General features: G+C 36.3%; 13 protein-coding genes. All 13 read left to right on the top strand.

Going from position 1 to position 13981, the window contains the following annotated elements; all coding sequences use genetic code 11:
• The first annotated feature begins 25 nt into the window (after positions 1-25).
• The 13 genes from H3R25_RS03890 (at position 26) to H3R25_RS03830 (ending at position 13975) form a co-directional block, all read left to right on the top strand.
• Complete coding sequence (locus H3R25_RS03890) at positions 26-766, top strand: ABC transporter ATP-binding protein (RefSeq protein ID WP_198194396.1); 741 nt, start codon at positions 26-28, stop codon at positions 764-766.
• Complete coding sequence (locus H3R25_RS03885) at positions 759-1958, top strand: ABC transporter permease (RefSeq protein WP_074425035.1); 1200 nt, start codon at positions 759-761, stop codon at positions 1956-1958. Before H3R25_RS03890 ends, H3R25_RS03885 begins: the two co-directional genes overlap by 8 nt.
• 2 nt (positions 1959-1960) lie before the next feature.
• Positions 1961-2620 carry a tRNA (guanosine(46)-N7)-methyltransferase TrmB gene (gene trmB / locus H3R25_RS03880; RefSeq protein ID WP_074425037.1) on the top strand — a complete coding sequence of 220 codons (660 nt, stop codon included), beginning with the start codon at positions 1961-1963 and terminating at the stop codon, positions 2618-2620.
• Between the two features lie 35 nt (positions 2621-2655).
• Positions 2656-2976: a thioredoxin family protein gene (locus H3R25_RS03875; protein WP_109715657.1), complete on the top strand. Its 321-nt coding sequence runs from the start codon at positions 2656-2658 to the stop codon at positions 2974-2976.
• 21 nt (positions 2977-2997) lie between these two features.
• Positions 2998-3645 carry a YtpR family tRNA-binding protein gene (gene ytpR, locus H3R25_RS03870; protein WP_074425039.1) on the top strand — a complete coding sequence of 216 codons (648 nt, stop codon included), beginning with the start codon at positions 2998-3000 and terminating at the stop codon, positions 3643-3645.
• Positions 3646-3810: 165 nt separating this feature from the next.
• Positions 3811-5121, top strand: coding sequence for a UDP-N-acetylmuramate--L-alanine ligase (murC, locus tag H3R25_RS03865; protein ID WP_198194343.1), 1311 nt, complete (start codon positions 3811-3813; stop codon positions 5119-5121).
• A 96-nt stretch (positions 5122-5217) separates the two neighbouring features.
• Positions 5218-6453, top strand: coding sequence for an SLAP domain-containing protein (locus H3R25_RS03860; protein ID WP_198194342.1), 1236 nt, complete (start codon positions 5218-5220; stop codon positions 6451-6453).
• A 151-nt stretch (positions 6454-6604) separates the two neighbouring features.
• Positions 6605-7879: an SLAP domain-containing protein gene (locus H3R25_RS03855; RefSeq protein WP_198194341.1), complete on the top strand. Its 1275-nt coding sequence runs from the start codon at positions 6605-6607 to the stop codon at positions 7877-7879.
• 160 nt (positions 7880-8039) lie between these two features.
• On the top strand, positions 8040-10715 hold the full coding sequence (gene polA / locus H3R25_RS03850; protein WP_198194340.1) for a DNA polymerase I: 2676 nt from the start codon (positions 8040-8042) through the stop codon (positions 10713-10715).
• Positions 10716-10727: 12 nt separating this feature from the next.
• Positions 10728-11558, top strand: a complete 831-nt coding sequence (gene mutM, locus H3R25_RS03845) for a DNA-formamidopyrimidine glycosylase (protein ID WP_198194339.1) — start codon at positions 10728-10730, stop codon at positions 11556-11558.
• Complete coding sequence (gene coaE, locus H3R25_RS03840) at positions 11555-12157, top strand: dephospho-CoA kinase (protein WP_198194338.1); 603 nt, start codon at positions 11555-11557, stop codon at positions 12155-12157. The genes mutM and coaE overlap by 4 nt, the downstream gene beginning before the upstream one ends.
• Position 12158: 1 nt before the next feature.
• Positions 12159-12626: a transcriptional regulator NrdR gene (gene nrdR, locus H3R25_RS03835; protein ID WP_046307290.1), complete on the top strand. Its 468-nt coding sequence runs from the start codon at positions 12159-12161 to the stop codon at positions 12624-12626.
• 2 nt (positions 12627-12628) lie between these two features.
• Positions 12629-13975: a DnaD domain protein gene (locus H3R25_RS03830; protein WP_198194337.1), complete on the top strand. Its 1347-nt coding sequence runs from the start codon at positions 12629-12631 to the stop codon at positions 13973-13975.
• Positions 13976-13981 lie beyond the last annotated feature (6 nt).

Raw genomic sequence — 13981 nt, 5'->3', positions numbered from 1 at the left:
ATTCACTAAAAGAAAGATAGGAATTATGGTTCTAAAAATAGAGCATTTGACTGGTGGCTACACTGGTGTGCCAGTCATTAACGATATTAATATTGAAATCAAACCAGGAGAAGCATTAGGCATTATTGGACTTAATGGTGCTGGAAAATCTACTACAATTAAACATATTTTAGGATTGTTACGCCCGCAAAAAGGGAAAATTAGTTTAAATGGAATAGAATTAACTAAACAACCAACTGAATTTAAGCGACAAATTGCTTATATTCCGGAGATACCAGTTTTATATCCTGAACTGACCTTAAAAGAGCATCTAGATTTAACAATTTTAAGCTATCAACTGGATGAAGATAAGGCTTGGCAAAGAGCGAATAAGCTGTTAACGATGTTCAGGTTGGAGGACAAGCTAGAGTGGTTACCAATTCATTTCTCCAAAGGGATGAAGCAAAAGGTGATGATCGTCACTGCGTTTCTAGCAGACACGCCACTTTTAGTGATTGACGAGCCATTTACTGGTCTGGACCCACTTGCTGTAGCTAATTTAATTGAACTGATTAAAGCAGCGATAAGTGACGGTAAAATGATTTTGATGTCGACTCATATCCTAGCTGATGCAGAGCAAGCAATTTCAAATTATGCGGTATTAAACAATGGGGTAATTGATGTTGTAGGTAATCTGACTGAGATTAGGCAGTATTATGGTCTAAACGATAGCGATTCTTTCGACAAGATTTACCAAATCTTAAATCAGGAGCAACGTCATGCGTGAGTTAGCTCAAAAAAGATTACGCAAAAATTTACAGCAGTCGCTTAAGTACCTGGTGTTAGTTTTTAATGATTTCTTTATTCTGGCCCTGATTTTTCTATTCGGCGCCTTAATGTTTTGGTACGCCCAGAGTATGAAAAAGATGCCAACCGGATTATGGTTTTACCGCCCGCTAGTTGGAGTAATTATTTGGTTACCCTTAATTTCTGGAAAACTAGTAACTTTGCTAGAGCCAGCTGATTTGCATTTTCTCTTACCGCAGGATAAGCAAATGCGTGACTATTTAAAACCAATGCTAAATTATAGCTTGATTGTACCCACAATTATTTTGGTACTTATTGCGGGAATCTTGTTTCCCTTCGCGACACTTAAAGCTGAAATATCTCCAGTAGCATATGTTGTACTTGCAGTAGTAGTTTTATTGGCAAAAGTTCTTCAGTTGAAATTAGAAGAATATAATTTATATTCGAGTCATAAGCTTTCATTGCCACTACTCAGCTTGCTACTTTTACTTGGCTTAATTTGCAGTGCAACTTGGACAATCTGTAGCTATATTGCTGTCATCTTGATTTTAGGTGCTTTTTTTATGCTTGCACAAAAGCAAAAAAATGTTGCGTTATTTGATTGGCAATATGCGGTTAACCAAGAACAAGGTAGGAAAAATCGTGTTTATAGTGCCTTTAGCATGTTTACTGATGTAAAAGAAAAGAAAATCAGTATAAAGCGACGTAAATATTTAGACTTTTTGCTACCTAAATCATTGGCAAAAGAAAAACCAAATCGCTTCTTATACCGTCGTTCTTTATTGCGTAATCCGGAGTACCTTAATTTACTGGTAAGAATGACTGCATTTGCAATTTTAATCTCATGGCTAGTTCAGAACTGGCTTTGGGCATTTGGTTTGTCATGCTTAGTTATTTTTCTGACCGTTTACCAGTTATTACCCTTGGTATCTGAATTTGATGATAACGTTATGTATCGAATTTATCCGATTGAACGCGAAAAAAGGGGCCAAGATTTAGTAGCAGTACTTAAATTGGCGCTAGGCCTGCAATGGCTTATCATTAGCTTATTTTGGTTAATTATCTTGCCAATTAATTTGCAGCTAGCTGAGGCAATCATTGGTCTATTAATTTTTAGTATAATTATTTTGTGGTTATACTTACCAATCAAAATCAAGAAAAGGAAGATTTAAAAGTGAGATTACGGAATAAGCCGTGGGCAGTTAAGTTGGTACAGGAGCATCCAGAAAGTGTATTAGATCGTCCTGATCCTGAAAAACAGATTGATTGGTCACAGCGTTTTGCAGACTGTTCTAGACCGTTGGAAATTGAAGTTGGGTCAGGCAAAGGACATTTTATTACCACTTTGGCTGAACAAAATCCTGATAAGAATTTTGTTGCACTTGAACTGCAAGTGACAGCTGCCGGAATGATTTTGCGAACCAAACTTGAAAAGAAGCTGGATAACTTGCAAATTTTATGTGCTGATGCAGCTGACATTACGGCATTTTTCGCTGCAAATAGCGCTGATACACTATACTTAAACTTCAGTGATCCATGGCCTAAAACAAAGCATGAAAAAAGGCGTTTAACTTATAAAACCTTTTTAGAAAAGTATAAAAAGATTTTGAAGCCTGTAGGTCAAATTGAGTTTAAGACTGATAACTCAGGATTATTCTCATATTCAGTCGCTAGCATGAACAATTATGGTATGCATTTTGACTTTGTCTCTGTTGATCTTCATCATGAAAATGAGGAGATTGTAGCAAAAAACATTGAAACTGAGTATGAGCACAAATTTGCTGCTAAAGGTAATCCAATTTACGCTCTTCATGCAGATTTTGGAGTAGAATAGATTAGATATTTATCTAGATGAGTGAGGCTAATAAGATGGAACAGATTAAAGAATTAAACAAAGAAAAATTATCAGAGATAACTAGAAGTGGCCGAGTAGTTTTAGAATTTTCAGCTGATTGGTGCCCTGATTGCCACTTTTTAGATCCATTTTTACCTGAAATTGAACAAGACTTTTCTGAAAGTAAGTTTTACCAAATTGACCGTGATGGTTCAATTGATGTGGCTAAAGAGTTAAATATTATGGGAATACCATCATTTGTGGTCTACCAAGATGGCGAAGAAATTGGTAGACTAGTTAATAAGGATCGTAAAACCAAAGACCAAGTTGAAGACTTTTTGCGGTCATTGGACTAAGTGAAAGAGGATTGAATTTTGATGATTACTAGTATTAATAAACGTAGCTATCCCAATACTTTGATTGTTATTTTAGGTCAAGATCAAGGTAAGAGTGAATATGAAGAAAAAGGTGATATTACTCGTATCACTGATGAAAAAGGGAACGTCACTGGCTTCAACTTTTTCAACGTTGATAAAGTTATTGACTACGATAAGTTACCAGACGGTCAAGTTAAATTATCCGATGCTGATTTAAGTGCATTGAATAAAGCATTAGCAGATGCCGGTTTTGCTGAGGAACTTGCATATGGTAAACCAACATTGGTTTACGGCTATGTTAAGACTTGTGATAAGCACCCTGATTCTGATCATTTACATGTTACTACAGTTGAAGTTGGTAACGGCGAAGAACATCAAATTGTTTGTGGTGCTCCTAATATTGCTCAAGGACAAAAGGTAGTTGTTGCCTTACCAGGAACTTTAATGCCTAACGGACAAATGATTTGGCCTGGTGAATTACGTCATGTTGATTCATACGGAATGATTTGTTCAGCACGTGAATTAGGCCTTGAACATGCTCCAGAAAAACGTGGCATCATGGTTTTACCAGATGATTTTCAAGTTGGAGACGAATTTGATGCTGCTAAATGTGATGAATTATTAGCTAGCGGTAAAATCAGCCTATAAATGAGCATAAACTTCACGGTTAACGTGAAGTTTTTTTATGGTTAAAAACGTATAACGGTAATTTGAGATTTATTTTTGTAATTAACTGTTTATTTGAATTCTGCTCTTTTTACTGCAACAATGGTAAAATAATAAACGATGAAAAATAGATTTTGGAGCTAAGATATGTTAGACAAGAACAAGCAAATTTGGTTTATTGGAATTAAGGGAACAGGAATGGCTGCCCTAGCATTATTGCTTAATGATCTAGGTTATGAAGTGAGCGGTAGTGATATTGAAAAATATACATTCACGCAGGAACCACTCACAAAAGCTGGGATTAGAATTGCTCCTTTTAGTGCTGACAATATCAAAACTGAAGGTCAAGTAATTGTTAAAGGGAATGCGTTCAAAAATGATAATGTTGAAGTTAAGGCTTGTGAGGACAAAGGGATTAGCTGGCAAAGCTACCCTGATACGGTTGAAGAAGTTGTTGCGATGCATACAAGTATTGGTGTGGCAGGAACTCATGGCAAGACATCAACAACCGGAATTCTTGCTCGCGTAATGAGTGAAGCAGCGCCAACTTCATATCTAATTGGAGATGGTGAAGGAAAAGGAATCAAGAATTCACGCTTTTTTGTGTACGAAGCTGACGAATATCGCCGTCACTTTTTGGCCTACCATCCTGACTATCAGATTATGACAAATATTGATTTTGATCATCCTGATTACTTTAAGGATCAAGCAGATTATACTTCCGCCTTTCAAACTGCTGCAGATCAGACAAAAAAAGGTTTATTTGTTTGGGGTGGAAATGAACGTCTACGAGAACTCAAAGCAGCAGTCCCTAAATATACTTACGGGTTTGAAGCTAATGATGATTTTCAAGCAGTAGACGTCAAGCGAACAACAGAAGGCTCCACCTTCAGTGTTTTGGATCACGGTCAAATGATTGGTGAATTCACAATTCACTTGTTTGGCGATCATAATATTTTGAATGCAACAGCTGTTATTGCTGTTGCTCACACAGAGAAGATACCTTTGGAAGATATCAAGCAAGGGCTCCTTACGTATCAAGGTGCTAAACGTCGCTTTTCCGAAAAGGATTTTGGCGATATTAATATTATCGATGACTATGCTCACCACCCAACTGAAATGCGGGCAACGATTCAAGCAGCTAGACAGAAGTTTCCTGATAAGAGACTTGTAGTTGTCTTCCAACCGCATACTTTTTCGCGAACTAAAAAGTATGCACATGATTTTGAAGAAATTTTAAGAGGAGTTGATAAAGCATACGTTACCCCAATTTATGCTTCCGCCAGAGAAGCAAGTGGCGACATCTCGAGTGAGGATCTAGTAGCTAAGATTCCCGGGTCCGAAGTAATCAACCTCGACAACATTGCTGACCTGGCTCAAAATAAAGACAGTGTGATTGTCTTTATGGGTGCAGGTGATATTCAAAAGTATGAAGACGCTTTGGAAAAACTGATTTAAATAAAAAATGGCCGTTACTTATTAGGTAATGGTCATTTTTCATTTATTAAAGTCACAAATAGTATTTAGGACTATAATTGGAAATGAGGTGATATTATGAAGTTAAAGAAAAGAGTTGCATTAAATGCCATAGCAAGCGTTTTGGCGTTAGGAACTTTTGCAATAGTAAGTCAAACAAATGAAGTGTTTGCAGCAACGACAGCTACGAATACAATGAAATTAGTACATGGCGCTTACGTTTATAATAAAAATGGTAAACGACTCAAGAGATTTCAGGGCAGTAGATCCAAGACTCATTTGTATAAAGGAGCAACTGTAAAGTTTGCTAATAAACTTGAATCAATCGAGCCCAATACTAAGCAGTACTTCCTTTTAGATGATGATAATTATCACCAAACATGGTTACCATATACTAAGACTGGCAAAAGCTATTATTACAATATAGGTTCTGGTGGTTATATTAATGCGGCCAATGTTGGCCAGATTAATCAAAAACCGCTTTATACTGCTGAAGCAACCGTTAAGGTAAAAACTCCTAATTCTTTTCCTGTTGGTCGTGGAAAAGACAATATGATGATTAAGAATAATCAAAAAATTAAAGTAGATCGTACCACGTTAAAGCAGGAGGATCCATCTGCAGTTCCTTCTTACCGTATTAGTGGTACAAAGACTGGTTTTTTAGCAAAATCAGTTGTAGTAACGCCACCAAGACAGAAATTACTGACTTTTAGTGGTTATACCTATGTTTTAGTTAATGCCAGTATCAATACTTTTAACAATAAAGGTGAAGTTAGAGAAAACCAACAGCCACCATTTGAAGCCTATAGACCTTTTGGTAAAGGCGATAAATTGCCAGTAGATGAATTACTTTATATTTGGTTGCCAAAAGAAAATAAGGCGGAGTTATTTTATCATTTGCTAGGTGATTCAGGTATGGGTGATATTGTTTACGTGGACAATTCTAAGGATGATTTGAGCTATCTTAAAGCAGATGACTGTAAATATATCGGTGGGCCATTCTTGACACCAGTTAATATGCCTGAGCAGGCTAAAGCTGATACCCAGCTAGCAACAAGCACTGATAAATCAGACTTGCAGAAACTAATTGATCAAGAAAATGTAGTTAAGAATTCAGAATCATACAAGGAATTTAAACATGACGGTTATGATGCAGCGTTAGCAACTGCCAAAAAGCTTGTTGCCTCAGATACTGCAACTGTAATGGAAGTCAAACAAGCAGCCTTTGTCTTAAAAGGACAGCAAGAAAAAGAATTGAAGTCACCTGAGGAACTTAGTCTTATAGATTATGTAACCGATACGAAGCCATATTAAGCGGTGATTTAATAGTTTTTATTAAGCACGAGAAATTCTGTAGTTAAATTTATGAACCAAACTAAAAATTTTAGTTTGGTTTTTCTTTATTATTTTTATTTTTCGGCTAGAATAGAGATTAAAATTTCAAAAAAAGTAGTTTGAGGTAATTATGAATTTGCAAAAAAAGATGCTTAAAAGCACAGTAGCTGGAATGATGACGTTCGGACTTGTAAGTCAGTTAGCAAGTTTTAACGCTGCAACTGTTAAAGCAGCAACAGACAATAATAGTCTTGAATTAGCACATAATGCCTATATTTTTAATCAAAAAGGTAAAAGGATTAAAAATTATCATGGGCAAAAGCATAATGCATATTTGAAAAAGGGCACGAGTATAAACTTTTCTGGTTCTATTAAAGAAGTTGAACCTAACACTAAAAAGTTCTATTTGTTAAATGAAGATCGTGAAAAGCAATCTTGGTTACCATATAAGATGATTAAGGGCCAATGCTATTACAAACTTAGCTCCGGTGGTTATGTTAAAGCAAACAATGTTTATCGAATTGCTGGTCACCCCCTATATACTGATCAAGCAACTGTTAAAATTGCCAATTTAAAAAAGAACGAATCATACAAAATCGGTGCTGGTAAAGACAGCATTAACTTAAAAAATGGTAAAACCTACCAAGTTGACCGTGTGACTGGTATGTCAGGTCAATCCGGTCTTTCGGTTGAATATCGTGTTCGCGGAACTAAGACTGCCTTTATTCCAGAAACCAAAATAAAGGCTAAACCTAAGCAACAATTGCAAACTTATACGCAAGCTAGTTACATTATATTTACCCAAAAAGCTGGAACTTATAATGTGGATGGTTCAGCTCGTCCTACAACTGATCCTAACGCAACTTTTGCTGCCTATGATGTTTATCCAGTTGAAAGTGCAACTTATTTGTGGAATGCTAATGACAATAAGGCAGAACTATTTTACTTGTTAAAGGATTCCTGGAACGAGCCTCGTTTTTATTCATTAGCTAATTATCACGCACAAGATTTTGCTGGTTTAGTTTATGTTAAGGCAGATACAACTGAATATGAATCAGGTCCAGCTTTAAAACCAACTAACACACCTGAGCAGGCTCAAAAAGATGCTAAGATAGCAGTCAAAGAAGACAAACAGGAATTACAAGATTTAGTAGATCAAGAAAACATTACGCCATACCAAAGCTCGTCTTTGAGTAATCTTGAAAATCGCTTTAAGGCTGCACTGAAGTTAGCTAAAACTACACTAAACTCTGATAAGGCAACAATTTCAGAAGTCAAAGCGGCAAAAGCAATCTTGGTTAAGACCCAAAATGATTTATCTCATTATGATAAGTCACAAGCCGAAAGTGATGCTATTTTAGGTGCTACTACACCATATATTATATGGATCAGTACAATGAACTAAATAGAAAACAACAAAAAAGACTGAGTTTTCAGTCTTTTTTTGTTGTTCAAAATTAATAAGTTAAGTAAATTGCAAGATGAATCTGTATTATGCCAGAAAAAAGGAAAAACTGGTAAAATGATTAATGAATACTAGACTAGTTTAACTGTGAGGAGATCTAATGGCTAACCAAAAACTACTTTTAATTGATGGTAATTCTGTTGCCTTTCGCGCTTTTTATGCATTATACCGTCAGCTTGAGAACTTCAGGAATCCTGAGGGACTACATACTAATGCCATTTATACATTTAAAAACATGCTTGATGTCTTACTTAACGATGTCAAGCCTGACCATGTTTTAGTTGCTTTCGATGCGGGCAAAACTACTTTTAGAAATAACATGTACGCTGATTATAAGGGGGGACGTCAAAAAACACCAGGTGAATTGTCCGAGCAATTACCATATATCCAAGAATTGCTGCATGACTTAGGTATATCGACCTATGAGCTGGAAAACTATGAAGCGGATGATATCATCGGTACTTTTTCTAGAATCGGTGAAAAAAATGGTTTCGATGTAACAATTGTGACTGGTGATAAAGATTTAACCCAATTAGCTACTGAAAAGACTACGGTCATGGTGACTAAGTCAGGTGTGATGAACTTAGAGGCTTACACACCGGAACACATGAAAGAAGTTAATGGTGTTACACCAACTGAATTTATCGATATGAAAGCATTGATGGGCGACAATTCCGATAATTATCCTGGAGTAACCAAGGTGGGTCCCAAAAAGGCTTCGCAATTGGTCCAAGAATATGGTTCAGTTGAAAATCTTTATGATCATATCGACGAAATGAAGCAGTCAAAATTAAAAGAAAACCTGCTAAACGATAAAGACAAGGCTCTTTTGGGTAAAAAACTTGCTACTATTGATTGTCAAACTCCAGTTACGATTGGAATTGATGATATTAAGCGTAAGGATGTCGACTACCCAAAATTACGACGTTTTTATGAAAAAATGAGTTTCAGAAAGTTTTTAAGTGAACTTGATCCTAGCGCTGCAGATTCAGAAAATCAAAATGATGAAAATGAAAAAGTTTTGATGGAATATACGGAATTGACAAAGGATAATTTGGCAAAAGTTGACGCTAAAGAAGGCGACACCATTGTCTTTTACTTAGGGATGCTCGGACCTAATTATCATTTAGCTGATTTCGTTGGTTTTGCATTTAAAATTGCTGGTCAAATTTATGTCAGTCGCGATGTTGACCTATTAAAAGAGCAAAATTTGCAACATCTGTTAGAAGATGAAAAAATCAAAAAGGATGTTTTTGATTTAAAACGTACGACAGTTGGACTTAACCGACTTGGAATTCATGCACATGGAATCGATTATGATATGCTCCTTGCTTCATACTTGATTAACAATGAAAATAATTCGGATGACATGGCTGAAGTTTGCCGGATGTATGGTAATAATTCGGTTAGAAGTGATTTGGACGTCTACGGAAAAGGAAAAAGTGAACAAATCCCTGAAGATGATAAGGTTTTGTTTAATCACCTTGCAACCAAGGCTGAAGCAATCGAAAGCTTGAAGGAAACCTTACTTGCTAAACTTAAGGAGCATGAACAGGATGATCTTTTTGCTAGCATCGAGATTCCCGTTGCGCGCGTTTTGGCAAAGATGGAAATTAATGGTATCAAGGTATTACCTGATACATTGACCCAATTGCAAGATGAGTTTGCTGGTGAATTGTCCAAAATGGAGAAGGAAATTTATGAAGAAGCTGGCGAAGAGTTCAATATTAATTCGCCAAAACAGCTTGGCCATATCCTGTTTGAAAAAATGGGCCTTAAGCCAATCAAAAAGACTAAAACTGGCTATTCGACTTCAGTTGATGTATTAAATCAGCTTAAGGATGAGAATCCAATTATTGAAAAGATTCTTTCTTATCGTCAAATTGCAAAAATCCAGTCAACTTATGTTAATGGTTTGCTTGATGTCATTCAAAAAGACGGACGTGTACATACACGTTATTTGCAAACTTTGACTGCAACAGGACGTCTTTCTTCAGTTGATCCTAACTTACAAAATATTCCAACTAGAACAGAGGAAGGAAAGCAAATTAGAAAAGCGTTCGTTCCTAGTCAACCTGATGGTTATATTTTCTCTTGTGACTATTCACAAATTGAATTACGGGTTTTGGCTCAGGTTTCAGGTGATGAGCAGATGCAAGAAGCATTTCGAACGGGTTATGATATTCACGCTCATACTGCAATGAGAATTTTTCACTTAAAGTCAACTGATGAAGTAACACCATTAATGCGTCGCCGTGCAAAGGCAGTTAACTTTGGTATTGTTTATGGTATTTCAGATTATGGTTTGTCTAAAAACTTAAATATTAGTCGTAAGCAGGCAAAAGAATTTATTGATAACTACTTTGAACAATATCCACAAATTAAAGACTATATGGATAAAGCAGTGAAAGTTGCGCGTGAAAAAGGTTATGCGGAAACTATTATGCATAGACGTCGGTATCTTCCTGACATTCATGCGAAGAATTTCAATGTCCGTTCTTTTGCAGAAAGAACTGCAATCAACTCACCAATTCAAGGATCTGCCGCAGACATTATTAAAATTGCAATGATTAATATGCAGCAAAAGTTAGATGAAATGCACTTGAAGACTAAGATGGTTGTCCAGGTTCACGACGAATTGATTTTTGATGTTCCAAAAGATGAACTTGAAACAATTAAGAAGATTGTGCCTGAAGTAATGCAATCAGCAGTTAGATTAGATATTCCTTTAGTTGCTGATTCAGGTTATGGTCACAACTGGTTTGATGCCAAATAAGGAGTATAAGTAATGCCAGAAATGCCAGAGGTTGAAACGGTACGTCGTACCTTATTACCACTGATTAAAGGAAAAACAATAAAAAAAGTTACGTTGTGGTACCCCAAAATTATTGCCAGTGACCCGCAAGAATTTGAACAGCAATTAGTTAATAAAAAAATAGAAACGATTGATCGCTATGCGAAGTACTTGTTGATTAGGTTGAGTGGGAATTTGACGGTAGTTTCTCATTTGCGCATGGAAGGCAAGTATCGCTTAGTTAAAGAAAACACGAAAAAAGATAAGCATGATCATGTTCAGTTTGTTTTTACTGATGGTTCAGCTTTGAGATATAACGATGTTCGTAAATTCGGTAGAATGCAGTTAGTTAAAACTGGAACGGAAAAAGAAGTAACTGGTATCAGTAAACTGGGACCAGAACCTAATTCGCCAAATTTTACGATTGCTGCTTTTACTGAGGGACTGGCGCGCAAAAAAAAGAGTATTAAGAATACGCTTCTTGACCAGTCTGTGGTTGCCGGACTAGGTAATATCTATGTTGATGAAGTTTTATGGGAAACCAAAATTCATCCTTTGAGTATGGCCAATGCTCTGCCCAAAACTAAAATCAAACAGCTTCACGATAACATTAATTCTTTAATTGAATTGGCGATTGAAGAACGAGGAACTACGGTTCATACATACCTTGATGCTAATGGAAAAACCGGTGGTTTTCAGGAAATGCTCAAAGTTTATGGTCATAAGGGAGAGCCATGCGTTCGTTGTGACACACCATTAGAAAAAATAAAAGTTTCGGGCCGAGGGACTACATTTTGTCCCCACTGTCAGGTAATTTATAAATGACTTTAGTACTTGGCTTAACAGGTGGAATTGCAAGTGGAAAAAGCACGGCAGATGCTTTTTTCCTTAAGCGCAATTTACCTGTTATTGACAGCGATGTGATTGCACATGACATTTTAAATATCGGTCAGTTAGGTTATAAAAAAGTGATTAGTTACTTTGGCCAAGATATTTTAAATTCTGATCGTACACTTAATCGCAAAAAGTTAGGACAAATTGTTTTTAATGATCAAAGTAAGTTAAATGTGCTTAACCAGATAACACATCCATTGATTTTTAGCGAAATTGAAGATAAAATTACGCAAAATAAACTTTTAAAGAAACCAGTAGTTATTGTAGATGCACCTTTATTATTTGAAACTAAAGTAAAAGATTATTGCGATAAGACCTTGTTAATTGCGGTTCCAGAGGAGTTGCAATTGCAGCGATTAATGACACGTGATCACCTAAATAAAACTGAGGCTTTAAATAGAATAAAAACACAGATGCCACTATCGCAAAAGGAAAAATTAGCAGATTATGTCATCACAAATACTGGTACAATAAAAGAGCTAGAAACTAAATTAGCAAACCTGCTATGTGAACTAAAAGAGGAGGACTAAGATGGAATGTCCTAATTGTCGGCAAAATGCCTCACGTGTAATCGATTCGCGTCCAAGTGATGAAAATCGTGCAATTAGACGCAGAAGAGAATGTGAAAACTGTGGCTTTCGCTTTACTACTTTTGAGCGAATTGAAACAACGCCATTATTAGTAATTAAGAATGATAATACTAGAGAGCCGTTTAATCGTAAAAAGATTCTGCATGGTGTAATGGCAGCTGGACAAAAGCGTCCAATTACCAGTGCACAATTTGAAGAACTAGTTGATCACGTTGAAAACAAGGTTAGACAGCAAGGTGTAAGTGAAATATCTTCGAAAAAAATCGGTCAATTGGTGATGGATGAATTAGCTGAACTAGATGATGTTGCTTATATTCGTTTTGCATCGATTTACCGCGAATTTAAAGATATGTCGAGTTTCATGAAGACAATGGAGGATATGATTGCTAAAAGAGAGAAAGGAAATTAGAAATGTTTGAGACAGATAATCCCAAACAACCTTTTTTTATTGCTAATCATATTGACCTATATCCAGCTGATATTCGTATTTTAGTAAAGCTTTATCAGCCTTTAATTGGCTCTCTTGCTCTTTCCATGTACCTTAGTCTGAATGAAGACTATAATTCTGGTGCAATGCTATCTGATTCAACTGGCTTATACGCGTTACAAGAACAGCTTGATTGCAACCTTAAAAGTCTTTTTATTGCGCTGCATAAGCTTGAAGGTACTGGTTTGATTCAAACACGCATGATTGAAAATGAAATTATGGGTCAGGTACTAGTTTTTCAGCTAGCAAAGGTGCCAAGTAGTAATGAATTTTTTGCTACTCCTCTTTTAGCCAGTTTGCTTAAGGAAAAAATTGGTGTTAGCGCATTTCAAAAATTGAGTCATGTCTTTGCCCAAGAAGGTAGTCAGAACTTAAACCAACCTAATGGCTTAGCGACCGCAACTGATGTTTCTGCCTCATTCATGGACGTCTTTCGTTTACCCGATCAAGAAGCAATTGAACCTTCAATTGAAGTGAAACAGGCTGCTCAAGAAAACCAGATTGCTAAACCTGTTCAGGCAAGTATCAAACAAGATGACAAGATTGACTGGGATTTTATGAAGCAGCAGTTTGAGATTTATCAGATTCCGGAGACAGAAATTGATCGCAACCGCGAAGCAATTCGGGCCGTTATGCGCACCTATGGTTTGTCCGAACAAGAATTTGTTGATGAGGCTTTGTCATGCTTACACGGAGACTATCAGCTTGATATGTCCTTAATTAAAAAGACAATCGCAAACAGTATCCATGCTCAAACAACACGTGAGCAACTTAGAAGAGTTACGCGTACTGAAGAAACTAGTCCTTCAAATGCGCATTTTAGTGAACAAGAACAAAAACTTTTACAACTTGCGAAGAGTAAATCTCCAGCTCAGTTTTTATATTATCTAAAAACTGAACGTCATGATTATGTTGATGCTAGCGAATATCATGTCCTTGACAGTTTATATAATGAAAAAGGGATACCAGCTGAATTGCTGAATCTTTTGACCTACGCTTGTCTAAAAAGCGGACCGAATATTTCCTATCGTTTAGCGAATAAAATCCTGCATGATTGGTTGCAACATGGTGTGAAGACAGGTGAGCAAGCACTTGACTATATGAATAAACGTGAGCAAAATAAAGGAAAATATCCTCGTTATACTCAGGCAAAAAGGGTTGAAAAAGCAACGGACTGGAGCAAGAAAAAAGCTACAGTTAAATCAGACGTTTCTTCGGCAGATTTAAAGAACTTTTTCAAGAACTTTGAAGACCAAAATGGCATGAAGTAGGTGAAT

This window comes from Lactobacillus sp. M0390 (assembly GCF_016102085.1).
Taxonomy (GTDB): domain Bacteria; phylum Bacillota; class Bacilli; order Lactobacillales; family Lactobacillaceae; genus Lactobacillus; species Lactobacillus apis.
Note: the sequence above shows the minus strand (reverse complement) of the source record. Positions and strands in the feature narration are given on the sequence as shown.

Coding starts and splice junctions, on each gene's coding strand:
- H3R25_RS03890 (WP_198194396.1), top strand. CDS start 26: ATGGTTCTAAAAATAGAGCATTTGACTGGTGGCTACACTGGTGTGCCA.
- H3R25_RS03885 (WP_074425035.1), top strand. CDS start 759: ATGCGTGAGTTAGCTCAAAAAAGATTACGCAAAAATTTACAGCAGTCG.
- H3R25_RS03875 (WP_109715657.1), top strand. CDS start 2,656: ATGGAACAGATTAAAGAATTAAACAAAGAAAAATTATCAGAGATAACT.
- ytpR (WP_074425039.1), top strand. CDS start 2,998: ATGATTACTAGTATTAATAAACGTAGCTATCCCAATACTTTGATTGTT.
- murC (WP_198194343.1), top strand. CDS start 3,811: ATGTTAGACAAGAACAAGCAAATTTGGTTTATTGGAATTAAGGGAACA.
- H3R25_RS03860 (WP_198194342.1), top strand. CDS start 5,218: ATGAAGTTAAAGAAAAGAGTTGCATTAAATGCCATAGCAAGCGTTTTG.
- H3R25_RS03855 (WP_198194341.1), top strand. CDS start 6,605: ATGAATTTGCAAAAAAAGATGCTTAAAAGCACAGTAGCTGGAATGATG.
- polA (WP_198194340.1), top strand. CDS start 8,040: ATGGCTAACCAAAAACTACTTTTAATTGATGGTAATTCTGTTGCCTTT.
- mutM (WP_198194339.1), top strand. CDS start 10,728: ATGCCAGAAATGCCAGAGGTTGAAACGGTACGTCGTACCTTATTACCA.
- coaE (WP_198194338.1), top strand. CDS start 11,555: ATGACTTTAGTACTTGGCTTAACAGGTGGAATTGCAAGTGGAAAAAGC.
- nrdR (WP_046307290.1), top strand. CDS start 12,159: ATGGAATGTCCTAATTGTCGGCAAAATGCCTCACGTGTAATCGATTCG.
- H3R25_RS03830 (WP_198194337.1), top strand. CDS start 12,629: ATGTTTGAGACAGATAATCCCAAACAACCTTTTTTTATTGCTAATCAT.